The following is a 26,371-nucleotide window of genomic DNA, read 5'->3' on the forward strand; positions in this document are numbered from 1 at the left end:
TCGCGTTCCGGGGCTGCGCCCAGGGCCGCAGGGCGTACTTGTTCTCCGCCTGATCGGGCGGCCGGTCCGAGGCCCGACGCGCTGGAGACATCCCGGACTTCGCGGAGGGGCCGGGGTGCGCGGCGAGCAGGAAGTCACCGCCCTTCGCGTCCAGCGTGGCGCCGGACGCGTGGGCGGCTGCGCCGCCGGCCGGAGCGCGTCGGGTGAGGCTCCTGGAACGGCCGGACGACGTAGTGAGACCTTCAACCGCGAGATGCTGACGCGCTGGTAGGCGATCATGCGGGACGTGTGCCAGGCCTTCGGGGCCGAGCTGCGCGAGTTCAATGGCAAAGGCGACCACGTCCACCTGCTCGCGGTCCCCGTCCTACTTCCTGGGGTCCTGCAGCGGGGCACCGCTGAGCTGAGGCTGATCCTTTGGAGTGGGCACCCAATGGGTCTTGATGGTCCGGGGAGGGGTGTCCGGGTGGGACGCAAGTCTCCGTATCCGGAGGGGTTCAGGAAGGACGCGGTTGTGCTCTACCGCGCCGCGGCTGGCAAGCGGACGTACGCGGCGGTGGCCGCGGATCTCGGCATCACCGCGGAGTCGCTGCGGACGTGGGTGCGCAGGGACGAGGCCCAGGCCGTGCCCGGACACCGTGACGCGGGCGGGAGCGTGGCGGAGGAGCTGGCCCGGTTGCGGGCGGAGAACGCCCGGCTGCTCAAGGCCGAGAAGGAGTGGCATCTGGAGCGCGGGATCCTGCGCCGGGCAGCCGCCTATTTCGCTCGGGAGGTGAAGTGAGCCCCCACCGCTGGGACTTCATCTCCGACAACCGTGCCGGCTTCGGCGTCAAGCGGATCTGCCGCGTCCTTGGAGTATCCCGCGCCGGCTACTACCGGCACCTGGCGGCCGGGCAGGCCCGCGCCGAGCGCCAGGCCGAGGAGAAACGGACCGTGAGCGAGATCCGCGCTGTCCACGCCGGGCACCAAGGCGCCTACGGCGCCCCACGTGTCCATGCCGAGCTGCGTGCGAGGGGACGGAAGATCAACCGCAAGCGCGTGACCCGGCTGATGCGGATCAACCACATCGTCGGCCGACACCTGCGAAAGAAGAAGCGGACGACGATCGCGAACAGGACCGCGCCGCCCGCGCCGGACCTGGTGATGCGCGACGTGACCGCGGACACGCTGAATACCCGGTGGTGCGGCGACATCACTTACACAGCCGTTGGCGCGACATGGCTCTACCGCGCCACGGTGATCGACATCTGCTCGAGGAAGGTGGTGGACTGGTCGATCGCGGACCACCTGCGCACCTCGCTGGTCACCGACGCGATCGCCGGCCCCGCAAAGTCCTGGGTTGGCGGACGCCGGCCGAGGTCTTCGAAGAACAGCTACGCTCGCTGCAACAGCCCGGTGTTGCAACGACTGGTTGAACTCGCCCAATACAGTGCGGCCGCCTTCGCCGGGGTGTGCGGCCGGCACGGCATCCGGCGCAGCATCGGCCGGGTCGGCTCAAGCTATGACACCGCCCTCACCGAGTCGTTCTTCCAAGGCCTCAAGCGCGAGCTGCTCCACGGGAGGCACTGGCCCCGAAGGCGCAGACACGGCTCGAGCTGTTCCGCTGGCTGTCGTACTACCACCAGCGCCGACGGCACTCCGCCCTCGGCTACCTCACACCAGCCGAGTCCGAACAGCAACTGATCACATCACATACGCTGTCACTCGCCGTATGAAACCCGGTGTCCACTCCCGGGGAACCAACCTCAGTCCCGGCACGGTGGCGGCCTTGAGCCGGCGGATCTCGTCACGGCCGTGCGCGGTGGCCCGGGTACGGTCCAGCAGCGGAACCTCCTTCCACGGCAGGTTCTTCACCAGCGCGTGCAGGCTCGGATGGTTGCCCTTGAGTACGGCGATGTAGTGCGCTCCCTTCTCCTCGGCCAGGAACTTCGCGTGGTCGGTCTGGGGCAGCAGCGCGTCGAAGGTCACCACCGCGCCGGTCAGGTCCAGCGGGTTCAGCAGGGGCCGGAACGCGGTGATCTCGTTGCTCTTGGCGTGGACCTTACGCTGGGCCAGCACGATGCTGTCGTCACGCAGAGCGGAGATCAGGTGGACGCAGCGGCCGTTGGCGCGAATGGCTCCGCGCAGGGACTTGCCGTCCACCGCAACCTGCCCGCGCCGGACTGTCCGGTGGGTGTCTGTCCTGGCCGCGGCGCGGGAGGCGGCGGCACGACCGGTGAGCCAGCCGCCGATCGCCGCGTCGAACGCGTCGCCGTCGATGCGCTGCAGTACCCGGCGCACGGTGGCTTCGCTGGGCGCCCGGCAAGGTCGGTCCGGATCACGCAGCGCGGCCCCGCAGCACAACAGCAGCCGGTCACAGGCATCGGCAGCCCACTCCGCGATCGCGGTGAGGGACTTCGCTCCGGCCAGGACCGCGCAGGCGGCGACCGCCAGGACATACGGCAGCGGGTGACAACGGCCCGGGCGGCGGCGCGGGTCGGGCAAGCGAGACAGCCGGGCCAGAAGGGCGGGCAGTTCGTCGGGGGAGGCCGGATTGCAGCCCGCGAGTTGGCCCAGCCCGACGGGGATGAGCGATGCTGGCGCAGCAGGCACGATGATCACCGGAAGCCGTGCCTGCACGCGTATCGGCCGCCCGCCATCAACTGCCCACTTGGGGCATCAGGTCCATACCCCCGGCTCTGGCGCCAACCGCGAGAACGACGGAGCCCTGGAAGAGGTGCAGGGGTGACGCTGTCGATCCCGGGCGAGAACCTCCGGGGTGAGAACAGGCGGCGCAAGAAGATATTGGCCCCGCTGGAGTGGTTCGGTCGGGTCGGCTCGACCGCCAGGCGGGCACACTTCTTGACTGGGTTTCGTCAGTCCTGCGCGTCATCGTCTCGCAAGCGGCAGAGCAGGGTGAACTCATCACCGGTCGGTGCGATCCGCGGGGTCACGGCCTCACTCAGGAGGTTTCCCTCCACGACGACGTACTCCTCTGCTTCTCCGGGCTCGTACTCGGCGAAGAGAACCAGCGGGGTTTCGTCGGGAATGTCGGCCAGTGCCCGCCTCAGCCGGTCGACGGTCCATGCCTCTCCTTCAAACGAGGGGGATCCGCCTGAGTGCATATCTGTCCTCGTCGATATTGGGCTCGGCACGTGGGGCGAAACTGTATTCGATCAGCGCCACAGACGCGACAATGATCGCGGTCAGGCGTTTTGGTTCGCCTTACGGACGGGGTCGGACGAGCTTCAAGAAACTTTGCTGCTGCGTGCGGTCGGCTTGGCTGTCGCGGTGGAGGGGCGCAGGAGTGCTGCGGCTAGGGCGGTGGCGGTTGCTGGTCCCGGGCCGTGGTGGGGGTGGGCCTGGGCGAGTGGGGGCATCTGGGACTCGGCGCGTTCGCTGGGGGTTCGTTCGAGTACGGTCGTGCCGGTCTCGGCTTCCAGTACCGGGGTGTATCCGGCGGTGCGCAGTGCGATGAGTGTGTCCTTGGGGGTGCGGTGCTGATCAGTACGGTGGGGGCAATCTTGCGCAGGCCGAGTTTTGTGAGGGAGCGGGTGGCGGCGACCTCGGTGATGAGGTGTTCGTCGTCGCTTCGGATGCAGCAGGCCGAGCGGACCACGCGTAGGCGGCCGTGGGTGCGGGCGACGTCCTTGATGGTGTAGGTCAGTGGCTGGGGCAGTTCGGTGCCGCCTTCGCTGACCGCCCTCAGGCGTTCGAGCACGGTGGCGGCGTCCAGTCCGGTGTCGAAGGCTCGGCGTAGTGAGCCGGGGGTGATCCGCCAGACGATGGCGTGTCCTTCGGATTCGCGGTCGGCGACAGTGGTGAGGAGGTCGCTGAGGTCGGGGGCGGCGGCGCCGGTGACGGTGGCGGTCAGGTCGGCCTGGAAACGGGCGGTGGTGCGCGGGGCGGGCAGCATCGCATCGAGTGCTGCCCGCAAGTGGGTGGTGGCGTCGGCGAGTCGGGGGTGGTCGGCCAGGTCGGGGCCTGCGCCGGGAACGGCCGGGAAGTAGCGCTCGGCCCCGGCGCACAGCAGGGCGTGCAGGGCGTGGCCGGCGGTGGTGAGGGCGCCGTGGGCGGTGACGCCGAGGAGTTCGGCCTCGGCGAGGGTGGCCGTCGCGCGCGCACGGAGGTCGTCTGTGTCCAGGAATTCGGTGAGCGCGGGGCGGAACCAGGCCGCGCAAGTGAGCAGTTCGTCGAGTGAGCCGGGGGCCATGGCATGCCCGGTGGGGAGGGTGGTCAGTGCGTCGAGGATGCCTCGGCGCAGCACGGTGGCCATCGGGTCGGTGGGTGAGACCAGCGCGACGGGGCTCTGGTCGTCGTCGGCGGGCCAGTAGGTGAAGATCTCAGGTACCACGCCCCAGGTGGCCAGCAGCGGCACAAGGCGGCGGGCGGGAGTTGCGGTGATCCAGGTGTCGTAGCCGAGAGTGGGCAGTAGGCGTGCCGACGCCTGGGGAACCGGGGTGCGGCTGCGGCGTCGGCCACGCGGTGCGGGCAGGTTCATAGGTTCCTGGTGGGGCCGGAGCAGGTCGGCGTTGGCGGCCAGGTCGAGCCACAGACGGGCCTGTTCCTCGCTGATCGAGGCGTCCTTGGCGACCCGTTTGGTGTCGCGGACAGCGATGCCGCCCGCTTTGCGGATCGCGAGCGGCTGAGCGGCCACCGTGCGCAGGACGAGTTCGGCATGCCAGGCAGCAGAGGCAGCCGCTGCCTGGGCCTGGCCATCGGCGCTGGCGGGTATCGGCTCCGTCCGGGTGAGGACCGGCGGCGTGAGGTGCACAGCGGGAGTGGTGTCATCGCGCAGGGCGTGGGCGATCTCGTAAGGGAGTTCGGCGAGGTCCTGGCCTGCGGGCAGTACCATGCCGCGTCCGGCCAGCCAGTCGGTCCCCGGATCGCCGGAACCACCGGGGCGCAACGTGAACTTGCTGTTCGAGCCGGCGTAGTAGCCGTAGCGCGTCACGAAACAATGGGTGCGCAGCAGTGGCGGCCCGGGCACCAGTTCGTCGAGCAGGTCACGGGCCGCGGGCGGGGCCTGAGCGGCCAGCTTGCGCACGTTGCCCGCGTCCTGGAGGAATGCGACGATCTTCTGCTGGGAGGCGTCGCGTGTGGTGCCCCTGCCCAGTCCCAGCCGGTCGGTGATTGCATGCACCTCGGGGGCGTTGAAGGCGTCGGTAAGCAGCACATCGAGGGGGCGGCCGTAGTGCTGGAGGGCGGCCGAGCCGCGGTGCAGCAGTGCCGGGACGATGATCTTGTCCGTGTGCGGGGGCAGGACCAGCGCCTGCTCAGCCAGGCGTTCCAGTGCTTCCTCAACGGCGGCCCGCGCCGCCTTGCCGGGTGCGAGCTTGTCCAGGACCACGGCGCGTGAGATGGCACGACTCGCCGGTTCAAGTACGGGGTCCTGCCTGGGCGTCCAGGACTGGGCAGGCGGGATCTGCCGCGGGAGGGGCCCGTGCTCGGCATCAGCGAGCTGGGCGATGGCGGTCAGCAGCCGCAGATCACCGGCGTGCAGCGAGCCGAGAGCGCGGCTGACGGACGCATCGGACAGCAGGTGGTCGGCGAGCTGGTCCAAAGTGCGTGGGCCCTGCCCGTATCCGGCGGCCTGCGGCAGCGACCTCAGCTCCAGCAGCGCGGTCAGCTGCGCGAGGGTACGCCCGGCAAGCCAGTTCTTCAGGGCAGTTGTGCTCTTCACCCCACCGATCGTAGGGGACAGCCGGTCACCAGTATCCCAGTCCCTTGCCCGCCTTCTGCATCGGCGGCGATGCCGTCGGGTTGCGTCCAGAGAAGTGGTGTACGGGTTCGACCTGGTCCGGGGGTTTGCTCCGGCATCGGGATGGTGCCCGTATAGATGAACGGCCACCGGCTGATCTTCGAAGTGTCGCAGCCTCGAAGGAGATCAGCACGATGACCGCACCTGACAGTGTGCCCCTGCACGCCCTCGCCGAGGACAATCTCGCCGCGGCGAGCCCCGATCTGCTGCGCGCGATGGTCAAGACGTTCACTGACGCGCTCATGTCCGCCGAGGCCGATGCCCTCTGCAACGCCGAATACGGGCAGGTCAGCGACGAACGCGTCAACCACCGCAACGGATATCACCCGCGCGAGTGGGACACCCGCGCCGGCACCGTCGAACTCGCCATCCCCAAGCTCAGGTCCGGGAGCTACTTCCCGCACTGGCTGCTGGAGCGACGTCGGCGGGCTGAGCAAGCCCTGATCTCAGTGGTCGCCACCGCCTACCTGCTCGGTGTCCGTACGCGCCGGGTCGAGAAACTCGCCGAGCCCCTCGGCGTCACCCAACTGTCGAGTCCCAGGTCAGTACGATGGCCAAGCACCTGGACGAACAGGTCGCCGCATTCCGCAACCGACCCCTGGACCAAGGCCCTTACGCATTCGTCTGGGTCGACGCCCTGACCCAGAAGGTCCGCGAGGGCGGCCGCATCATCAACGCCACGCGCTGATCGCGGTCGGCGTGAACGCCGACGGCCACCGCGAGATCCTCGGCATCGACGTCGCCTCCAGCGAGGACGGCGCCGGCTGGCTCGCCTCCTGCGCTCATTGATCGCCCGCGGCTTGTCCGGCGTCCAGCTCGTCATCTCCGACGCACACACCGGACTGGTGGCCGCCATCGGTGCGGTTCTGCCCGTCTCATCGTGGCAACGCTGCCGAACTCACTACGCCCGAAACTTGCTGAGCCAGGTTCCGAAATCGGCCCAACCCTGGGCCGCGACGCTCCTGCGGACGGTCTTCGAACAGCCCGACACCGACGCGGTGAAAGCCCAGATACGGTACGTCCTGGACGCGCTGGAGGCCAAGCTTCCCAAGGCTGCCGCCCACGGGTCCAGTCCCGCATCTCGTCCTTGACCTGCCTAATCAGCGCCGAATCGGCAGTGTTCCCTGCCAGCACCACACCCTGACCGGGATCCCGTCCCGCGTGACGGCCATCCCGATCTGCGGCAGATCGTCGCGCGAGTCCTTCGACTTGCCCCACGTCCGGAACCCGGCCGGTCACGCCGTCGCCGTCGTGTTCGGGGAGCGGGCGGCCCGCCGCGTCCCGGGTGATGGGGGTGTCGGCGTCCTCGACTTCGAAGTAGGTGGAGGTGGTGTCGAAGAATAGCAGGCTGACTTCGAGGTTCAGCAGGTTCGCGGCGGAGTCGAAGACCTGCTGCTCGAGCCGTTCTCGTATCTCGTGCAGCCAGTCCATCGTCCGGTGTCGAGCTGAGCGTGCGCCGTCTGTACTGCGAGAACAGCGCCTGCGCAAAGGTGACGTTCGCCGAGCAGGCACCGGGTTTGACCGTGCGTTATCAACGCCGCACGCCGCTGCTGCAGCAGGTGGTCGAGGCAGCGGGGGCGCTGCTGGCGGGCCGGGGTGGCGCCCGGATGCTGCAGGTCCTGAACGTCACGCTCTCGCGGTGTACCGTCTTGTCGGAGCTGATGCGGATGCCGCTGCCGCCCCTGATCACTCCGCGGGTTCTGGGCGTGGACGACTTCGCCCTCTACGGCGACACCTACGGAACCCTGCTGGTCGATGCCATCACCCGTCTGCCCCTCACGCTCTGGGAGGGCCGGGATGCCGAACAGCTCAGCCGCTGGCTGCGTGAGCATCCCAGCGTCGAGATCGTCTGCTGTGACGGTTCGCTGACCTACCGGCAGGGCATCGCCGCCGGCGTCCCCGGGGCCGTGCAGGTCAGCGATCGCTTCCACCTGTGGCAGGGGCTGTCCCGTCGCGTTCAGGACATCGCTGTCGCCCACCGGGGCTGCCTGCCCGCAGCCCTCCCGCCGTCCGAAGAGGCCGCTTTGGCGCCGGCCGAGACTCTGCTGCGCAATTTGCTGCGAAGAGTGGCGTGTTGACGAGGTGATCGTGCCCGTGGCCGCTTTCCTGCCGTGCGGCTGCGGGGGAGATGATGCGGATGTCGTTGCAGCCGAAGGGGTTACCGGAGGTCCCGGAGCAGACCGCGGCGGTGGCCCGGGCGGCTTTCCCCAAGGGGAGCCTGCCGATTCGGGTACGGGACCGCCTGGCGGAGGTCTTCGCCGACGAGCCGTTCACCGGCGCCTTCGGGGTCCGTGGCGCCCCGGGGATGGCACCGGCGGTGCTGTCTCTGATCACGGTTCTGCAGTTCGCCGAGAACCTGACCGACCGGCAGGCCACCGTGATGGCTGTCCGGGCGATCGACTGGAAGTACGCGATCGGGGCGGAGCTGACTGATACCGGCTTCGATCCCAGCGTGCTGGCCCGCTTCCGCGCCCGGTTGGCCGGGCATGGCCTGGAGCGGGTGGTCTTCGACCGGCTGGTCGACCACTGCCGTGAGGCCGGGCTGGTCGGTGCCGGCAGCAGACAGCGTACCGACGCCACCCACGTCATCTCCGCGGTGCGGAACCTGAACCGGCTGGAGCTGGCTGGAGAGAGCGTACGCGCGGCGCTGGAGGCCCTCGCGGTGGCCGCCCCTGCCTGGCTGGCCGACCAGATCGACGTCGCCGAGTTCGCTCACCGCTACGGACCGAGGGTCAACGGCTGGACCTTGCCGTCGTCCAAGACCAAGCAGGACCGGCTGGCGCAGGTGTTCGCGCAGGACGGCTATGCGATCGTGCGGGCCGCCTACGATACTGCCGCCCCGATGTGGATCCGCGAGGTCGAGGCCGTCCAGATCTTGCGGCAGGTGCTGGTGCAGACCTACTGCCTGCGCACCGATACCCGGGGGCGGGAGGTGATCGTGAAGCGGGACGCCGACGACGAGGGCGTCCCGCCCGGCAGACGCCGTCTGGCTTCCCCGTACGACACCGACGCACGCTGGGCGGTGAAAGGTGAGGATCTGTTCTGGTGCGGATACAAGATCCACCTGACTGAGAGCTGCGATACTCAAGCCGGAGCCGGAGCCGGAGCCGGAGCCGGAGCCGGAGCCGGAGCCGGACGGCGCGCCGGCCCACGGCCGAATCTGATCACCGACGTGCACACCATCGACGCCACCGTGCCGGATGTGAAGGCCACGACCGGTATCCAGCAGCGGCTCGCCGAACGCGACCTCGCCCCGGGCGAGCACTACCTCGACTCCGGCTATCCCTCGGCCGACCTGGTCACCGCCGCCGCGAAGAACGGCATCGCCATGGTCACCCCGCTGCTGGCCGACCGTTCCCCGCAGGCCAGGGCCGCCGAGGGGTTCGCCAAGAGTGCCTTCCACATCGACTGGAGGACCCGGACCGTCGGCTGCCCCGAAGGACACGCCAGCACCGGCTGGCATTCCGTCACCCAGCACGGACGCGACGCCATCGTCATCGAGTTCGCCAAGTCCGACTGCGGCAGCTGCCTGGTCAAGGACCGGTGCACCAGCGCCGCCCGCGGCAACCGCATGCTCACCCTGCGGCCCAAGGAGATCCACGAGACCACCGCCAAGGCCCGCACCGAGCAGAACACCCCGGCCTGGCGGACCAAGTACGCCCTGCGCGCCGGCATCGAGGGCACCGTCAACCAGGCCCTGGACGTCACCGGCCTGCGCCGGGCCCGCTACCGCGGGCTGCCCAAGGTCCGCCTCCAACATGCCTTCTCCGCAGCCGCGGTCAACGTGGTGCGGCTGGACGCCTACTGGAGCGACCAGCCCCTCCGCCGGGTCCGCACCAGCCGCCTCGAACGCCTCGCCTACCGGCTCACCGCGTAGACCTCACCAATTGCGCAGCAGAGTCGGCCGAGGCAACCACCACCGAGGACACCGCGGCGGACACACGAGCAGGGCAACATGCCAAGAGGCTGTTCCAGGCCGTGCACACCCTGACCGGATCCGGCCGGCTACAGCGCCGTGGCGGCCTGGTCCGCCGGACCGTGGGCAAGTATGCCCGCGCCCGCACCTGGCAGGAGATCGTGCGCCGCCCACCCCGCAAGCCCTCCGCCCTGGATCCCTACCGCGACTACCTGCAGCAACGCTGGGACGAGGGCGAACACAATGCGATGGTCCTCCATCAGGAACTCCGCACCAAGGGCTACCTCGGGCACCACCAGCGCGTGAAGGTGGCCATCGCGCCCCTGCGACGCGGGCTGCCGCTGGACCAGCCCCGCGAGCGCCCGCCGTCCCCACGCGAGACCGCCCGCTGGATCGCCACCCACCCGGACCGCCGCGGCCTCCACGTCACCCACCGCCTGCACCGGCTCCTCGAGCACTGTCCGGAACTCAAGCACGCCCACGACCTGTTCCGCCGGTTCGCCGCCATGCTCGCCAACCGCGACGCCGCACCCCTGCCGTCCTGGCTCGACGAGCTCTCCCACAGCGGACTGCCGCCACTTTCCGGTATCGCCGGAGCCCTGCGCGAAGACCAGCACGCCGTCGCCCAGGGGATCTCCACCACCTACGACTCTGGCGTCAACGAAGGCCGCATCACCGACGTCAAACTCCAGAAACGCCTGATGGCAGGACGCGCCGGCGTTCCGCTCCTGCGCCACCGCGTCGTCCTGATCGCCCACCCAGGGCTCTTGCAAAGTCGAATTTCTCTGACGTCTGTGCTGGTCCGCGGGGGATGCCGAGGAGGTCGAGTGGTGCGGTGAAGGGTTCGTAGGACAGGTCACGGACGGCTTCGGTCATGTTGGTGGCCTCGGTGGCGCGGAGCCGATTGAGGGCGGTGTTGCGCAGGGTGGCCATGTTCTCCGGGCCGTGGCCGGTGCGGATCTGCGAGCGGTCCTCGTCCCAGAGGCTGTCCCGCACGTAGTGGATCTTGTTCTCGATGTGCCAGTGACCGCGCAGGGCCAGGGCGATGTCCTGGGGATTCGCCTGGCGTGAGGACAGGTCGGCCTTCTCCCAGGGAAGGTGGTGACACCGGGCGTACAGGGTGGGCTGGTTGAGCTTGACGGTGAGCAGGTAATGGGCCTTCTTGTCCTGGACCAGGAACCGGGCGGTCTCACGCTGCGTGTGCAGTGCATCCGCGCTCACCCACGCGCCCTCGATGTCCAGCGGGCCGGGCAACTCGCGCAGCCAGGGGACTTCGTTGGACTTGTCGGGGACCCGTAACTGGGCGATGACCTGGTCGTCCTGGTCGATGACGGCCAGGAGGTGAGCCGCGGTCCGTGTCCGGGTGCGCGAGCCCCGGGCGCTCTTGCCGTCCGCCGCCAACCGCACGGGACGGTCACGCTCTGCACCTGCGGGTCGCAGCAGCACGGCCAGGCCGTCGGGGTGCAGCCGCTCGACGACCCGGCGGACGGTATCCATCGACGCGGCCGGCCGCACCCCCAAAACGCCACGGACCGGGAAACCCAGCCGGCCCAGGGTGTCCTGAGGCGCCCGCCGCAGCCAGTGCCCGATCGCCGTGTGCGAACGCGCCCCGGCCGCCACCGCGCAGGCCGCCGCTCTCACCAGCGCGACCAGCGGATACCGCGTCCCCGACGATCACGCGGATCGACAGCCTCCACCGCATCACCCGTCGGGAGGACGGCACGCGACAGGACGAACGCAGGCATGGCAGACTCACGAATCACCGAAGCTCCGTTGTTTGCAGGCGAGTTGGTTGCTCACCCACATCAACGGAGCTTCGGCATGTCTGGTCACACCTCACCTGACCAGCCCACTCACAAGATCACGGCAACTTTGCAAGAGCTCTGATCGCCCACCTCCGCCGCCGTTACGCGGACCGGCCGACCATGACACCCAGATGATCTCCGCCTACGGAAATCTTGCCATAGCCATGAATGATCAACCTCCAGCCAACCCGCCAGGCCAGCACGCCCCAACCTCAATCGCGCACCCCTCCGTTATGGGATGGGTGACATCCAGGCCGCTTGATGGGGGACGACGGCGAGCGTGGTGCAACGGGAATGTATTGGTGAGGTAAAGATTCCTGAAAAGACTCTTGATGGTCACGGTTCACCATCGCCTGACAGTTACTGGGCTGGCTCATCGGGGGAATGGCGAAGTTGTGCGGCGGGTAACACCCTGGCCAATGAGGAAGCAGGGCGACTGGACTTCCTCACCTGATGTCTTCGTTGCATGCAGCGGGCGCATCCTGATCGTCTCATGAATGCGCTGATTGATCTGGAACTTCCCGTACCCTCCCCCGACTTTCCGCCAGATCCCATGACCTGCAGAGGTAGCGTCGCAAGTGCCGATTTCAAGATTGCGGTGCGACCCAGCAGAGCGTGAGCAGGTTTCGGATGCTGTGAAACTCGAGATGCGCTAATATCGTTTACATGGCCCAGAAGGTGATCACGACATTTGTGGACGACTTGACCGGCGAACAGTCGCAGGACATCTCCACTCACAGCATCCTTATTGATGGAGCGGGGGTCGAAATCGATCTTACGGACGAAAACTACGAAAAACTCCTCGAGCTGCTGAATCCTTATCTTCACGCTGACGGTACCCGCAGGATCCGTGGCGGGACTAAGTCGAAGGGGCAGCCCAGGATGCCCGCAGACAGGAAGGCCGACTCTTCCGCGATCCGAGCTTGGGCTCGGGAAAACGGCCATGAGGTCAGCGATCGAGGCCGTGTGTCCGCCTCGGTGCGTGAGGCGTACGAGAAGGCCAAGTAGGCTGAAGCAACGAGATCCCGCAGCTTGAGGGATCTTGACCAAAGCAGTATCGACCAGCCAAACCGCCGCTTCGCAGGAGGGGGCGGTTTTGTCGAGCCTGTTCACGTGTACTGAACCGCCCCGGGTTTGTTGTAGGCGGCGGGCTGTCCCGAGTTGGGTAGTGGGGTGCGGAGCGCTCTTGGAGTACCTCGAAATCTTCCACAACCGCCAGCGCAAACACTCCGCGCTGGGCATGCTCACCCCCATGGAGTACGCACTGCTGCCACCCGGCCGGATCCTCTTCCTGGGGGCCTCGTTGAATCTCGTGGAGGCACCCATTTTCTCCAGGTGCCACCTTGACCGTTCAGGCGCGAGGAAGGTGTGCCGGGCGCCTCACCCGTCGATCGCCTTTCAGGTGAACGTGGGAACCGTCCGGTGTCGTCCTCGCCTCGCGCAGCCAGTGCGGCGGAAGGACAGGCACGTCGTCAGCCGACGGCGCCACCTCGTCTGTGATCCCGCGTTCCTGGCCGTGGCCTGGGAGCGGGTCGCGGGGAACAAGGGCGCACGCTCGGCGGGAGTGGACGGCATGACCGTCACCTTCGTCCGGGAACGGATGGGCGAGGCTCAGTTCCTCGCCGGTCTGCGGGAGCAGTTGACGTCCCGCAGTTTCCGCCCAGTGCCGGTCAGGGAGCGGATGACCCCAAGCCGGGGTCGCGCGAGCGGCGCCGACTGGGCATCCCGACCGTGGCCGACCGGGTGGTCCAGGCGGCCTTGAAGCTGGTGCTGGAGCCGATTTTCGAGGTGGCCCACAGCGCTCAACGAGGCAGCCGGCCTTCTGAAGGCCGATTCCGCCGGCGTGGACGCACTGTTGCATGCCACGGACCGGCTCGCGGACGATCCGGCCCCCGAAGGCTCTCGCGCGTGGGGAAGCGGCCACCGGCGTCTGCACAGCGGCCCGTGGAGGATCCTGTACCGCATCGACGTCCAGAACAGCACGCTGCACATTGAGCATGTAGGACACACCGGCTGAGCGGGGCTACCCGGCGACTCGAGCGACTGGTCGGGCCGTGATGATGGATCAGCCGACCGGCTGGGCGCGGGCCGCATGCCAAGCATCCCAGATGTCGGTGCGGAGTGGGCCTCGATCAGGCACACCATGCCCTGGTCCTTGGCCCACTGCCGTACCTGTGGCACCGGCGGGTTCGCCGCGGCTGGTGCGGGATCTGGTCGGCGGCGGGCGATGACGACGGGGCGGGAGGGCGGCTGGGGCAGCTGGCCGGGAGAGGTGGCGGCAAAGCGGCGGCGTTCGAGGATCCGGCGGCGCTTGTGGTGCATGCGCTCCAGCCAGGGCATGTCAGCGTCGAGGTAGTGGTGCGCCTCGACGTGGGATTCCTTAGCCTCGCGCTTTCACGAGGTGGGCTGTGTCGGCGTCGGCTGAACCTGGGTTCTGGATCACTTTCAGTGCTGGGGCCACGGAGGGTCACCGAAACCGCGATCATGAACGGTCGTGGGTGATGTTCTCCTCCAGAACCTGTGGTTCCACCAGGTCCAAGGTGTCGTGATCGAAAACGTTGTGCCTGACGGCGAGTTGGTGGCCGTGCGGGCCCGGGCGGTTGCGGAGCGGGTCGTATGTCCAGCGTGCGGGACGCTGTCGTCTCGGGTGCACAGCCGGTACGTACGGCGGCTCGCCGACAGCTCGGTCAGAGGGCGTCCGGTGCTGATCGAGTTACAGGTGCGGCGGTTCCGCTGCGGCCAACGTTTGTGCAGACAGGCGACGTTCGCCGAGCAGGTCGACGGACTGACCGTCCGGCACGGCCGACGCAGCGCCGGGCTGCAGACAGTGCTGGAGCGTGTGGCGGTGATGCTGGCCGGCCGTGCCGGTGCCCGCCTCTCCCAGACTCTGGCCGCCGGGGTGAGCAGGTCGACACTGCTGCGGTTGATCCGTCGCCTGCCGGAGCCCGAGACCTCGACACCGCGGGTGCTCGGGGTGGACGACTTCGCGCTGCGCAAGGGCCACAAGTACGGCACGATCCTGATCGACATCGAAACCCGTCAGCCCATCGACCTGCTGCCGGACCGGACGACGTCGACGGTCGCCAAGTGGCTCGCCGACCATCCCGGCATCGAGGTGATCTGTCGGGACCGCTCCACCGCCTATGCCGAGGCCGGACGGCTCGGCGCCCCGAACGCCATCCACGTCGCGGACCGATGGCACATCTGGTCGAACCTTACTGAGGCCGTCGAGAAGACAGTCGTTCAACACCGCGCTCTGCTACGTGAGCCGCACGACGCCGCCACGGCCCAGGCCGTCGCGGACACGGAGAACACGAACCTCGATCCGCCCTCTCCCAGAGGGCCGCGGACAACCGGCCGACTCTCCGACCGCATCCGGGAACAGCACGCGGCTATCCACGCTCTCCTCGAGCAGGGCATCGGACTGCGCGCGATCGCCCGCCAACAGGGGCTGGCCCGCAATACCGTCCGCCGCTTCGCCAACGCGGCAAGCGCGGACGAACTCCTGGTTGGCCGGTGGACCGGCCGAGCCAGCATTCTCGACCCCTACAAGCCTTACCTGCACCAGCGGTGGGCGGAGGGCTGCACCGTCGCCCGCCGCCTGTTCGAGGAAGTACGCGAACGTGGCTACCCCGGCGGCGAGAACGTGGTGAAGGTCTACGTGGCCAAACTCCGCGAGAACTTTCCGCACGACCCGCCCCACAAGACGCCGTCCGTGCGGAATGTGACCAGCTGGCTCACCCGCCATCCCGACCGCCTCACCGAGGACCAGACCCAGCAGCTCAAAGCGATCCTGGCTCGCTGCCCCGCGCTCGACCGCACCGCCCACCACGTCCGCACGTTTGCCGAGCTCATGAACAACCGTCAGGGCCGGGACCTGAACAAGTGGATCACGAGCGTCCGGGCCGAGGACCTGCCAGCCCTTCATACCTTCGTCACCGGTCTCGGCCAGGATCTCGATGCCGTCGTCGCCGGCCTCAGCCTTCGCTACAGCTCCGGCGCGGTCGAGGGTCAGAACAACAAGATCAAGATGTTGAAGCGGCAGATGTTCGGCCGAGCCAACTTCGACCTGCTCCGCAAACGGGTCCTCCTCACCGCGCGATGCCGTTCATGATCGCGGTTTCGGTGACCCTCCGTGGCCCTAGCACTGAAAGTGATCCAGAACCAGGATTCGGGCGACGGCGAGAGGCTGTCCAAGCGTTGATCAGAAACACGGAAAGTGCCCTTGACCTGCAACGATAGGACTTGCTGAGGGTCCTGTTGGCTGCAAGGAAAAGAGCACTTTCCAGGTGAGAGAGCCTATCTCGTCGTACCCACATGTCCGTGTCCGGGGAGACGGTCGGCAGGTGGTCTCGCAGGCCGGTGCGGTCCTGCTGCTGGAGACGGTCCGCAAGACGGGCCTTGACCAGGCGATATCCGCAGCTCTGGCGCCGTGGCGCAAACCGCGGGCCGTCCACGATCCCGGCAAGATCCTCCTGGACGTTGCCCTGGCGGTCGCACTGGGCGGGGACTGCCTCGCGGACGTCGCGATGCTGCGGTGTGAGCGGGCCATCTTCGGCCCGGTCGCCTCCGATCCGACCGTCTCCCGCCTGATCGACACCCTCGCCGCGTCCGGCGAGAAAGCCCTGCAGGCCATCCGGTCCGCACGCTCCGAAGTCCGCCATCGTGCCTGGTCGTTGGCCGGCGAGAACGCCCCGGACGCCGACGGTCAGGTCACCGTCGACCTCGACGGCGTCCTCGTGATCGCCCACTCCGACAAGCAGGACGCGGCGCCAACGTGGAAGAAGACCTACGGCCATCACCCGCTGACGGCCTTCGTCGACCAGGGACCGGGCGGAACCGGAGAGCCGGTCGCCACCCTCCTCAGACCGGGAAACGCGGGCTCCAACACCGCTGCCGACCACATCACCACCGCCCAACTCGCCCTGGCCCAACTGCCCAAGCGATACCGACGAGGACGGCAGACGCTGATCCGCACGGACTCCGCCGGCGGCACCCACGACTTCGTGTCCTGGCTCGCGAAGCGGGGCCGATGGCTGTCCTACTCGGTCGGCATGACGGTCAGCGAAGCCATCCACGAACACGTGCTGAAGGTCCCCGCCTCGGCCTGGACCCCGGCCATCGAGACCGACGGTGAGGCGCGGGACGGGGCCTGGGTCGCCGAGCTCACCGGTAAGCTCCTGGACGGCTGGCCCAAGGGCATGCGGCTCATCGTCCGCAAGGAACGGCCTCATCCTGGCGCCCAGTTGAGGATCACGGACGCGGACGGCATGCGGATCACATGCTTCGCGACCAACACCACCGGCCGGCCGATCGCCGAGCTCGAGCTGCGCCGGAAAGCGGCAGGTCCACCGGGACCGCCAGCACGTAGCGCAGCCGGCCGGCGTGCAGCCAGGCCCGCAGTCCCGGGTCGCGTCCGTAGCCGGAATCGGCGGTCGCGCGAACGGCAGCCCCGCCGCCAGCGCGCGTTCCAGCATGCCGAGCCACAACCGCGGCTTGGTGGCAGGCTTGCGCGATGGCCTGGTGTCGGCGTCGCCAGGCGGACCAGTGCAGGACATGGCTGATGTCGTGGCGGAGCGGGGGCAGGGCGGTTCGCGGTCGCCCGTCCCCAGGGCAGCGTGCGCAGCCGCTCGTGCAGCGTGGGCTGGTTCTTCTTCACGGTGAACGCGTAGTGTGCCTTCTTCGTCTCGACGAGGAAGGCAGCGTGGTCACGCTGCGTGTGTAAGGCATCAGCGGTCACCACGATCCCGGCCAGCCCGAAGGGGGCCAGCAGGGCGGCGAAGCAGGTGATTTCATTCGTCCTGTCCGGTACGCGTAGCTGGGTGGCTGGGTGATGGTCTGGCCGTCGCTGGTCATGGCAGCGAGCAGATGCGCGGCCGGGGTCTGGCCATGGCGGGACCCGCGGGCGCTCTTGCCGTCCGCGGCCACCGACTCCACCCCGGCCGGGACCTCCCCGGTCAAGTCAGCCAGACCACCTGGACAGACGGTGGAAACGATCCTCCGGAGTGTCGACCTGCTCGGCGCGATCCACACGTTCAGCGAGGTCAGCAGGCGTGCGCCGAGCCGGGCCAGTGTCCGCTGCGGCGCACTGCGGGCCCACTGCCCGATCGCCGTGTACGACCGCGCGCCCGCCACCACGGCGGACGCAGCGATCAGCAGCACCGCCACGAACGGGTGACGTACGCCCCGGCGATGCCGCGGGTCTGGGAGTCTGACCAGCCGCTCCGCCAACGACAGCCCGAACACCCTTCCAACGAAGGCGACTTGACGAGACAGACGGTGGCAGACTGACGGCACATGAGGCTCCGGTTTTTGAACGGTGACTGGCAGGCCATCCGCCCACAACGGGAGCCTCGATCTGTTCGTAGCGACCCCCGCCGACATCGTCACCACCCTGTGACCAGCACCTTCACCCACCCGGCAGGACTTTGGAACAGCCCTGGGTGGTCTGCTGAGACCTGGTTGGGTTGATGCGTTGTCGCCGGTTGTGGCGGCGGTGTTGGTGGCTGGGGTGGTGGGGCAGGCGCCGGTGGCGTCGGCGGCTGATCCGACGGGATGAAATGCTTATTTCCAGGTGAAACATCGAGAACGACTTCTTACAGTTTTGGAGTAGCAATTACTCAACGCAATGGGTTGCTCCTTCAACTTACCGTGCCGTAGATTCTGATCCAGGTGGTGTTTAACGGTCTATTCTCTAACTTGTGAGGCTTTTGCTGTGCCCCGTACCGTGCTTGTGACAGGAGGGAGCCGTGGTATTGGTCTCGCCGTGGCCGAGGCATTTCAAGAAAAGGGGTACAGAGTCGCAGTCACTCGTCGCGACTCGGCTGCGCCGGACGGTTTCTTCAACGTTGCCTGCGATGTCACAGATCCGAGAGGGGTCGATCGCGCCTTCACTGCTGTGGAGGAGGAGATCGGGCCGGTGGAGATTCTTGTGGCGAATGCCGGGATCACCGAGGACTCGCTGTTGATGCGTATGGGGGACGAGCAGTTCAGTCGGGTGTTGGATACGAATCTGTACGGTGCCTGGCGGTGTGCGCGCCGCGCTGTTCGGCCCATGGTTCGGGCGCGTTGGGGCCGCGTGATATTCATGTCTTCGGTGTCCGCATATTCCGGGGGAGCGGGGCAGACCAACTACGCGGCCAGTAAATCGGGGCTGGTCGGCATTGCCCGGTCGATGGTGCGGGAACTCGGGCCTCGGAATATCACGACAAACGTCGTGGCGCCGGGATGGATCGACACCGAGATGACAGCCGCGCTGCCGAGCGCCCACCGAGCAAAGGTCCTTGAGGAGATCCCGCTCGGGCGGCCCGGGAGTGTCCGCGACGTCGCCAGTGCCGTGACCTGGCTGGCCGCAGAGGAGAGCGGTTACATCACGGGAGCTGTTCTGCCCGTGGACGGTGGACTGGGCATGGGGCACTGAGGATGGCACAGGAAACGCAGCAGGGGACCCACTCGAACATTCTCCGGCTCCCAGCCACCGATATGTCGCAAGGGGCGACGACACGCTTGGTCGTCGGCATGACAGGCGCCACCGGTGTTGCGATCGGTGTCAGGCTTCTGGAAGTCGCGAGGAAGCATCCGGGGCTTGAGACCCACCTGGTGATGACAAAGTGGGCGCGGGCCACACTTGCCATGGAGACCTGCTATTCGGTGCGCGAAGTCGCCGATATGGCAGACTTCTCATATTCTTCGGCGGATCAGGCGGCTCCCATCGCCAGCGGATCGTTTCCGGTGCAGGGCATGGTGGTAGTGCCGTGCAGCATGAAGACGCTCGCTGCTGTTCGCGCCGGATACGGCGGTGACCTGATTGCCCGTGCCGCAGACGTGACTTTGAAGGAGCGGCGCCGACTGGTATTGGTGGCGCGCGAGACTCCGCTGTCGGATATTCATCTTGAGAACATGTTGGCGCTTTCCAGGATGGGTGCGACAATCCTGCCGCCAATGCCAGCTTTCTACAATAGGCCGACAAGTATTTCTGACATGGTCGACCATATCGTGATGAGAGTGTTGGATCAGTTCGGCATCGAGTCCGAAATTGCCCCTCGGTGGAGCGGTGCCCCCCGCGAAGCGGACGGAGTGCGGTGACAGCGCCCCGTCCAGATGTCGTAGCGATCGCTGCGATGACTGTTCATGGAAGGTCCTGGGATGACTCGCCCGAATGACTTGCGGGAATACGTGGATGCACTCGCCGAATGTGGCGATGTGATCTGCGTCGACCGCCTGGTGGATCCGTGTCTCGAAATGGGTGCGATCATTCGCAGGAGCTATGAGACACGCTCGCCGGCTCCGCTGTTCACCCGTCTCACCGGCGTTGCTGCCGGGCATCGCGTACTCGGTGCTCCGGCCGCGCTCAGCTCCGATCCCCGGCGACCACTCGCCCGCGTCGCACTGTCCCTTGGACTGCCTGCGGAGGTGACCGGTCGTCAGATCGTCGAACACATAGCTGAGGCGCGGCGGCGACCAACAGTGCCCCCTGTTGAGGTGGCGACCGGTCCCTGCAAGGAGAACATCCGCGTCGGGCCGCGGGCCTCGCTGGAGGGATTCCCCGCTCCTCTGCTGCACCTCGGCGACGGCGGCAGGTACATCAACACTTGGGGAACCATCGTCGCGTGTACGCCCGACGGCACGTTCACGAACTGGTCCATCGCGCGGATCATGATGATCGACGAGAAGCGCCTGACCGGCCTGGTCGCCCCTGGCCAGCACCTGCACAAGGTTTGGCGTCAATGGGCCGAACTAGGCAGACCCATGCCTTATGCCTTGGTCCAGGGAGGGGACCCGGCGCTTCCCTTCGTCGCCGGCATGCCCCTGCCGGACGGAGTGGAGGAAGCTGGCTTCCTCGGTGCTCTGACGGGCAAGCCGGTGGAGGTCGTGCGCTGCGAGACGGTCGACCTGATGGTGCCCGCGAACGCCGAGATTGTGATTGAAGGGTATCTGTCGACCTCCCCGGACGCCGACGAAGGGCCGATGGGGGAGTTCACCGGCTATATCCCCCAACACGGCAGTAAACAGCCCTCGTACACCGTCGAGGCTGTCACTCACCGCCATGACCCGATCTGGCCTCACGTTGTGGAGGGTCAGCCGGTGGACGAGTTTCATACCGCCTCTGGGATCTCGTTGGCCGCAGAGATTCTCTCGCACCTGCGTGCGGCGGGACTGCCAGTGAGCACCGTCTGGGCGCCCTTCGAGAGCGCCACCCACTGGACGGCCATCACCGTGTCAGGAACCTGGCGGGAGCAGTTGCCTGGTCTGACATCGGGCGAACTGGTGGAACGAATTAAAGATGCCCTTGCCACCTGCCGCGCTTACGTGCTGTTGACCCGGACCTTCGTCCTCGACGACGACATCGATCCGAGCAACATCAGCGAGCTGATATGGGCCCTGGCCACTCGCTGGCACCCCACCGAGGGTCATCACGTCCGGACCGGGCCCATCGTCCCATTGCTAGCATGCTATTCGCCAGCCGAGCAGGCGTCCGCCAGCGGCCCGAAGGGCGTCTATGACTGCCTCCTGCCAGAACCCGGCCAAGGACGACTGGTCAGAAGTTCCTTCCAGCACGGGTACCCGGCCGACCTTCAGCAGGAGGTGGTCAGGACATGGACCCCCTGACCACAGAAGCCGGGGACGCCGCCACCCAACCACGAACAGCCGATGCACCCGGGATGACGACCCCGCTGCCTCCCGCGCACCCGGAACAACGGCAATCGGCATGGGTGGACGACCTACTGCTGGCCGGGCCATCCCGCCAGCCCTGCCTGCAACTCGATCGAGTCGTGGACCGGGCCGACCTGCGCCGCATCGTTCAGGAATGCCAGCGCCGGCTGGAGAAGGCCGGGCTAACCTCTGGCGGAACAGTCGCGCTGCGACTCCCGCCGTCGCTGTGCTATGTCGGCCACCTGCTCGCCTCATGGAGGATCGGTGCACAGGTCACCGTTCTCGACCACAGGCTGACCGAGCATGAGGCCGCCGAGGCGGTGAAGCGGATCGATCCTCAGGTCGTCGTCTCCCCCAAGACCGAGGTCACGACCATGTTGCGGGGCTACGTCGAGGTCACGGCCCGCTATGCGCTGAGGGCTGGGACCCCGGCACGCACTGCTCACGCGCTGCTCCAACTGAGCTCAGGATCGACCGGAAACCCGAAGATCATCGGACGTGGCGTGCACGATCTGCTCAGGGAGATCGACCGGTACCGGCAGACGGACGGCATGCCCGGTCGGGGTGAGCGGGTAGTACAGCTAAGTTCTATCGCCCATTCCTTCGGACTGGTGGGCGGGCTCCTGCACAGCTTGCACGCGGGAGTGCTGATGACACTGCCCAAACAGTTCAGCGCCGCCTCAATATTGGACGCGGTGACTTCTCGAACTGAGTCGGCCACCCTGCTCGGGGTGCCCTTCCACTACGGCCTGCTCACCACGCGCACCCCAAAGGCCGGGGCTCCACAGCTGGCCCGGGCAGTTAGCGGCGGTGAGAAGATCCGCCCAGAGGTCGCGGAGCAGTTCACCGAGCAATACGGCATTCCGCTGGGCGAATGCTACGGAATGACCGAGACCGGCTTCATCGCGTTGGACTTCTTCGGCCGACACCGGCCGGCCCTCGGCCCTGTCGCCCCCGGTGTCGCTGTGCGGGTGGAAAAGGGGGAGTTGCTGGTCCGCGCTCCGGAGAACCCCTATCTCAGCACGACGGACGCCAGCCGCTGGACGGACGGCTGGCTGCGTACTCGGGACGCCGCCGCCCTCGACGCCGACACAGAGGTGTTGACCGTCACAGGACGACTGGACTCGCAGGTCTCCGTAGGCGGTTTGAAGGTCGACCTGACCGAGGTGGAACAGGTCCTGGCCGCCCTTCCGGGAGTCCACGAGGCCGTCGTCGTCTTCGCCGGACACATCGTGGCGTATCTGACGGTGGCGCCCGGCACCGGCGCCGCGCACCTCCGCAGTGAGATGCGGTCTCGCCTAGCCGCTTTCAAACGCCCACGGCGCCTGCATCTGCTGTCCAGTCTCCCGCGTACCTCGACCGGGAAGCTGGTTCGCGATCTTGCGGTGCTCAGGGCCGCCGCCGCGGACAACCCTTCCTCGCCGTAGCCGTTCGCCCACCCCGCCCCGGTCCTCAGTCCTCCGCCCTGCTCCCGCCCCTGATCGGCCGGGCGGGGGCTGCGCCACGAGCTCACCAGCCCTCAGCGGCCCGGGAACCCACGCCCATCGCCCGCCTGTCGAACAGTCCTGACGAACCATCCCATAGGAGATCACCCATCATGAGCGTGCTGACGAGTAAGTTCCTTCTCGATGCCCTGCAGTCCCTCAACTACGACGTCGACGGTGTCAGCGACGAGACTCCGCTGGGCCCCGACGGTCTGGACCTGGAGTCTCTCACTCTCGCCGAAGTCCTGATGCTCATCGAGGAGCAGTTCGGCGTCCACGTGGACGAGGACGAGACCGAGCGGCTGGCGGGTTTGACCGTGGGGGAGTTCGTGAGCGCCCTGACGGCCCGTTCCGTGCCCGAGCCGACGTCGGCATGATGTCCCGTCACCAAAGTTTCGAGGAAACACCTGCGCCGGTACGGGAGCAGCGGCGCCGGACAGCAACGCCCCAGATGCCGGTCGCGGTCACGGGCATGGCTGTACTGTCGGGCTTCGGACGCGGCACAGCCCCGCTTCTTCGGGGCGTCTCGATAGGCGCCCCCGCCTTCCGGTCGGTGCGCCGCTTCGCCGTCGGCTCCGGTAGTCGCACCGACCTCGGAGCGGTCCACCACGACGCCCGTAGCCTGCCCGAGGAGTTGACCTCCTCCGTCACCGAGGCCTGCGCGATGGCAGGTCTGACGAAGGCGGAGCGGGCGGCGACACCGCTGTTCCTGGCAATCCAGGCAGACCGTGAGGTAGCCCGTCAGTCGGCCGTCGACTTCCGGGTGCACGGCGCCCGTGCCTCGGCCGTCGAGGTGGCTGCCAGATGCGGGCTGTACCCGAGGCGCGTCTACACCAACGCCTGCACGGCTGCCAGTACCGCACTGGCCGAGGCCGCTTCGATGATCGCGTCCGGTAGTACCGAGTGTGCCGTCGTTGCGAGCGGCTACCTTGTGGATGCCGAACGGTTCGCGCTTTTCTCGGCCGGCGGCGCCCTGAGCGACGATCAGCATGTCCGACCGTTCAGCAGCGGCCGACGGGGCCTGCTGCTCGGCGACGCCGTCGGCGCGGTGGTCCTGGAGAAGGCGGGACGGGCCGGCGGACGGGCACAGGCAGCCCTGATGAGCTGGGCACTGTCCGGTGACGCTCACCACGTCTGCCGGCCGCACCCCGCCGGCGCGGGCCTGGCTCGCGCGATCACCAGCGCGCTCGACCGTGCCGGTCTCGATCCCCAGGCCATCGACTACGTCAACGCGCACGGCACCGGCACGACCCACAACGACGCAGCCGAAAGCGCCGCCCTGCACCGGGCACTGGGCAGCCATTCGGCGCACGTCGCCGTCAGTTCCAGCAAATCCGTGCACGGACACGCATTGGAGGCCTCGGGCATGCTCGAACTCATCACGACGGTGCTTGCGTTGCAGTCCGGGCAGCTTCCAGTCAACGCCGGATACCTGGGAGCGGACGAGCAGTGCGGGCTCAATCTGGTGCTGAGCCAGTCTCAGGCAGCATCGGACATCCGCTACGCGCTGAGTCTCAACGCGGCCTTTGGGGGCGCCAATACCGCACTGGTGGTGGGACGCGCATGACGGACAGAGAGTTTTGTGTGGATGCGGCCGACCAGGCCGCTGCCGCAGCGGGTCTGACCGTTGTAGCCCGCGGGCAAGCGCCGGTGCCCGACGAGCCCCTCCCTGGTCTGCGTGGCTTCACAGGGTCCAGTTTCAGCGCGGTGGCGGCAGCTGCCGCCACCGCATGCCTGACCGGACGGGCGCCCGACGAGCCGTCAGGCGGGACCCGTACCGCGGTCCTCCTGGTCAGCGTGCTCGGTGATGTCTCTACCGCACAGGCGGTCGCCTCGGCGGTGGATCGGGGTGAGCGTATCTCGCCTCAGTTGTTCTTCATGTCCGTCCCGAATTCCGTGATCGGGCATATCTCCGCCCGATGGGGCCTGACCGGGCCGGTGATCTGCACCAGCCCGATCGGCCAACCGCTCGCTGAAGGAATGCAGCTGGCCGCCCAGCTGGTGAAGGACGGCGAATCGGACCACTCACTGTTGATCTTGATTGACCCGGTCAATGGCACCGGCGAGCCGTACGAGGCGGCCGCCTTCCTACTGACCGCACCGAACTCCGGCACTTCCACCGACGACATCACAGACAAGACGACATCACCATGAATGGCACGACCCGCGGAACACTGGCCCGCGACCCTCTCCTGGGGGCAGGCAACGTCATTGAACGCCTTTTGGCTCACGGAGTTCCTCCGGAGGATCCCGCACTCACCTTCGACACCTCCGCCGACAGCCACTCCGAGGGGACACATGAACTGTCTCTCGGCGAGCTGGACCGCCTGGTCGCCGTACGGGCCGCCTGGCTGCACGGGCACGGCATACGACCCAGGGACGTCATCGTCGTGTGCTCCCGGCGCGCTGTCGACTACGTTCTGACTTACTTCGCCGCCAACCGCATCGGTGCCATTCCCGCCTTCGTCAATTACCTCCTCGACGAGGAGACCCGCACGGCCTACGTGCGCGGTCTCGGGCCGTCACTCGTCTTGGTCGAGCGGGACCAGCTGGCCTCCTGGGCTCAGCACGACATCGGGACCCCGTCGCTGCGCGCTCTGGAGGAATGTGCGGACGGCGACCCCACCCGCACTATCGCACCGTACTGCCACCACGCGGACGATCCCGTCGCCATCACACACTCCTCCGGAACAACCGGCATGCCGAAGGCTGTGATCTCCACCCACAGCAGCCTGTTCGCCGGCCTGCGCCACTGGCTGACGCTGCCTCGGGCGCAGGGCAGTGAGCGGATGCTCAGCGCACTGCCGATGCACAACTCGATGATTGCGGCCGTGCTCTCCGCGCTGTGCAACCGTTCGGCGTTCCTTCAGTTGTCAACGCAGGACGGCACGTCAGTGCTGGAGGCGATCGAGGCGTGGCAGCCGCACGGTGTCTACGGCTTCCCAAAAACCTGGGTGGACCTGCTCAGCCTGAACCCGTCCCCCTCCCGGCTGCGTTCGGTACGCGCCTGGTGGAACACCGGCGACAGCGCCCACGAACCCCACATCCGCGCCCTAGTAGCCTTCGGGCAGCGCCAGCAAGCCACCGCCCACGGGCGCCACACTGTTGAGGGATCGCTGTTCATCGACGGATTCGGCTCATCCGAGATGGGGCATTCACAATTCTCCATCACCCATCACCAGGACACCGACCACTACAACCGGTGCATCGGACGCCCGCACGCATTCACCGAGGTCCGCGTTCTCGACCCCGAGGGGAACCCACTTCCGGACGGCAGCGTAGGCCAACTCGCGATCTGTTCGCCCACCTTGTCCCCCGGTTACTGGAACGACTCCGCCAAGACCTATCAGGCCCGGAGTGACGGGTTCTTCCTCACCGGCGATCTCGGCTACCGCGACAGCGGCGGCTACTACTACCACGTCGACCGTGTGGCTGATGCGCTCGACCGGGCGGACGGCACTCGTATCTATACGACCGTCATCGAGGAACAGATCCTCGCCGCCTGCCCTGCAGTACTGGACTGCAGCGCAGTCGTCTCGCACGCCGACGGTGAGTACCACACCGAGATCCTGCTGAGACTGCAGCCCTCCGCCTACAGCGACATCGAGCTGGACTACGAGACCCACATCCTGGGTGTACTCGATCCTTCGGCAGCCCGCACGGTGCGCCAAGTGAGCGTCGTCCCCCCGGACAAGATCCCCGTCGGAACGACCGGGAAGGTCCGCAAATTCACCCTCCGCGCCTGAGGCATCACTGGCCCACGCCTCCCTGCGCG

General features: G+C 67.5%; 18 protein-coding genes and 3 pseudogenes. 16 read left to right on the forward strand and 5 right to left on the reverse strand.

Translation table 11 applies throughout. The features are described from left to right. The first annotated feature begins 463 nt into the window (after nt 1-463). Nucleotides 464-1,712: pseudogene (locus tag OG985_RS46620) on the forward strand (IS3 family transposase). On the opposite strand, the gene OG985_RS46625 reads toward OG985_RS46620, so the two are convergent. The 3 genes from OG985_RS46625 to OG985_RS46635 form a co-directional block, all read right to left on the reverse strand. After that, nucleotides 1,681-2,589: an ISAs1 family transposase gene (locus tag OG985_RS46625; protein ID WP_371666604.1), complete on the reverse strand. Its 909-nt coding sequence runs from the start codon at nt 2,587-2,589 to the stop codon at nt 1,681-1,683. The pseudogene OG985_RS46620 and the gene OG985_RS46625 sit on opposite strands and share 32 nt — an antisense overlap. 263 nt (nt 2,590-2,852) lie before the next feature. Next, nucleotides 2,853-3,101: a DUF6225 family protein gene (locus OG985_RS46630; protein ID WP_371666603.1), complete on the reverse strand. Its 249-nt coding sequence runs from the start codon at nt 3,099-3,101 to the stop codon at nt 2,853-2,855. Between the two features lie 191 nt (nt 3,102-3,292). Beyond that, entirely contained in the window at nt 3,293-5,659 is a 2,367-nt protein-coding gene (locus OG985_RS46635) for a helicase-associated domain-containing protein (protein ID WP_371674180.1), read from the reverse strand. Between the two features lie 212 nt (nt 5,660-5,871). On the opposite strand from OG985_RS46635, the pseudogene OG985_RS46640 reads away from it, so the two are divergent. The 3 genes and pseudogenes from OG985_RS46640 to OG985_RS46650 all read left to right on the forward strand — a co-directional run. Continuing rightward, a pseudogene (locus tag OG985_RS46640) lies at nt 5,872-6,801 on the forward strand (IS256 family transposase); the annotation flags it as partial. A gap of 387 nt (nt 6,802-7,188) precedes the next feature. Further along, on the forward strand, nt 7,189-7,815 hold the full coding sequence (locus OG985_RS46645; protein ID WP_371666601.1) for a transposase: 627 nt from the start codon (nt 7,189-7,191) through the stop codon (nt 7,813-7,815). Nucleotides 7,816-7,874: 59 nt separating this feature from the next. Then, complete coding sequence (locus tag OG985_RS46650; protein WP_371674181.1) at nt 7,875-9,614, forward strand: IS1182 family transposase; 1,740 nt, start codon at nt 7,875-7,877, stop codon at nt 9,612-9,614. 720 nt (nt 9,615-10,334) lie between these two features. Here the strand turns inward: OG985_RS46650 and OG985_RS46655 are convergent. Further along, entirely contained in the window at nt 10,335-11,294 is a 960-nt protein-coding gene (locus tag OG985_RS46655) for an ISAs1 family transposase (protein ID WP_371674182.1), read from the reverse strand. An 830-nt stretch (nt 11,295-12,124) separates the two neighbouring features. Between OG985_RS46655 and OG985_RS46660 the strand changes: the two genes are divergently transcribed. From OG985_RS46660 to OG985_RS46675, 4 genes and pseudogenes are all read left to right on the forward strand, one after another. After that, the gene (locus OG985_RS46660; protein WP_371666598.1) at nt 12,125-12,466 is read left to right on the forward strand and encodes an Lsr2 family protein; all 342 of its coding nucleotides are present in this window, start codon (nt 12,125-12,127) and stop codon (nt 12,464-12,466) included. 835 nt (nt 12,467-13,301) lie between these two features. Then, entirely contained in the window at nt 13,302-13,475 is a 174-nt protein-coding gene (locus tag OG985_RS46665; RefSeq protein WP_371666597.1) for a type II toxin-antitoxin system RelE/ParE family toxin, read from the forward strand. Between the two features lie 477 nt (nt 13,476-13,952). Further along, nucleotides 13,953-15,572 (forward strand): ISL3 family transposase, encoded by a 1,620-nt coding sequence (locus OG985_RS46670; RefSeq protein ID WP_371666483.1) that lies wholly within the window; start codon nt 13,953-13,955, stop codon nt 15,570-15,572. A gap of 175 nt (nt 15,573-15,747) precedes the next feature. After that, nucleotides 15,748-16,797 (forward strand): annotated as a pseudogene (locus OG985_RS46675) (IS1380 family transposase); the annotation flags it as partial. A 397-nt stretch (nt 16,798-17,194) separates the two neighbouring features. On the opposite strand, the gene OG985_RS46680 reads toward OG985_RS46675, so the two are convergent. After that, complete coding sequence (locus OG985_RS46680) at nt 17,195-17,842, reverse strand: transposase family protein (RefSeq protein WP_371666594.1); 648 nt, start codon at nt 17,840-17,842, stop codon at nt 17,195-17,197. A 331-nt stretch (nt 17,843-18,173) separates the two neighbouring features. On the opposite strand from OG985_RS46680, the gene fabG reads away from it, so the two are divergent. The 8 genes from fabG to OG985_RS46720 all read left to right on the forward strand — a co-directional run bounded on the left by fabG (nt 18,174) and on the right by OG985_RS46720 (nt 26,342). Then, entirely contained in the window at nt 18,174-18,878 is a 705-nt protein-coding gene (gene fabG, locus OG985_RS46685; protein ID WP_371666593.1) for a 3-oxoacyl-ACP reductase FabG, read from the forward strand. Nucleotides 18,879-18,940: 62 nt separating this feature from the next. Continuing rightward, on the forward strand, nt 18,941-19,543 hold the full coding sequence (locus OG985_RS46690; protein ID WP_371674225.1) for a UbiX family flavin prenyltransferase: 603 nt from the start codon (nt 18,941-18,943) through the stop codon (nt 19,541-19,543). A gap of 90 nt (nt 19,544-19,633) precedes the next feature. Next, nucleotides 19,634-21,067 (forward strand): UbiD family decarboxylase, encoded by a 1,434-nt coding sequence (locus OG985_RS46695; RefSeq protein ID WP_371666592.1) that lies wholly within the window; start codon nt 19,634-19,636, stop codon nt 21,065-21,067. 164 nt (nt 21,068-21,231) lie between these two features. Continuing rightward, nucleotides 21,232-22,539 carry a class I adenylate-forming enzyme family protein gene (locus OG985_RS46700; RefSeq protein WP_371666591.1) on the forward strand — a complete coding sequence of 436 codons (1,308 nt, stop codon included), beginning with the start codon at nt 21,232-21,234 and terminating at the stop codon, nt 22,537-22,539. 170 nt (nt 22,540-22,709) lie between these two features. Further along, the gene (locus OG985_RS46705) at nt 22,710-22,973 is read left to right on the forward strand and encodes an acyl carrier protein (RefSeq protein WP_371666590.1); all 264 of its coding nucleotides are present in this window, start codon (nt 22,710-22,712) and stop codon (nt 22,971-22,973) included. 74 nt (nt 22,974-23,047) lie between these two features. Beyond that, complete coding sequence (locus tag OG985_RS46710) at nt 23,048-24,163, forward strand: beta-ketoacyl synthase N-terminal-like domain-containing protein (RefSeq protein ID WP_371666589.1); 1,116 nt, start codon at nt 23,048-23,050, stop codon at nt 24,161-24,163. Then, nucleotides 24,160-24,750, forward strand: coding sequence for a hypothetical protein (locus OG985_RS46715; RefSeq protein WP_371666588.1), 591 nt, complete (start codon nt 24,160-24,162; stop codon nt 24,748-24,750). Before OG985_RS46710 ends, OG985_RS46715 begins: the two co-directional genes overlap by 4 nt. Further along, a complete protein-coding gene (locus OG985_RS46720; RefSeq protein WP_371666587.1) occupies nt 24,747-26,342 on the forward strand; it encodes a class I adenylate-forming enzyme family protein in 1,596 nt (531 codons plus the stop codon). The genes OG985_RS46715 and OG985_RS46720 overlap by 4 nt, the downstream gene beginning before the upstream one ends. Nucleotides 26,343-26,371: the final 29 nt, after the last annotated feature.

This window comes from Streptomyces sp. NBC_00289, assembly GCF_041435115.1.
In the GTDB taxonomy this organism is placed as follows: Bacteria; Actinomycetota; Actinomycetes; order Streptomycetales; family Streptomycetaceae; genus Streptomyces.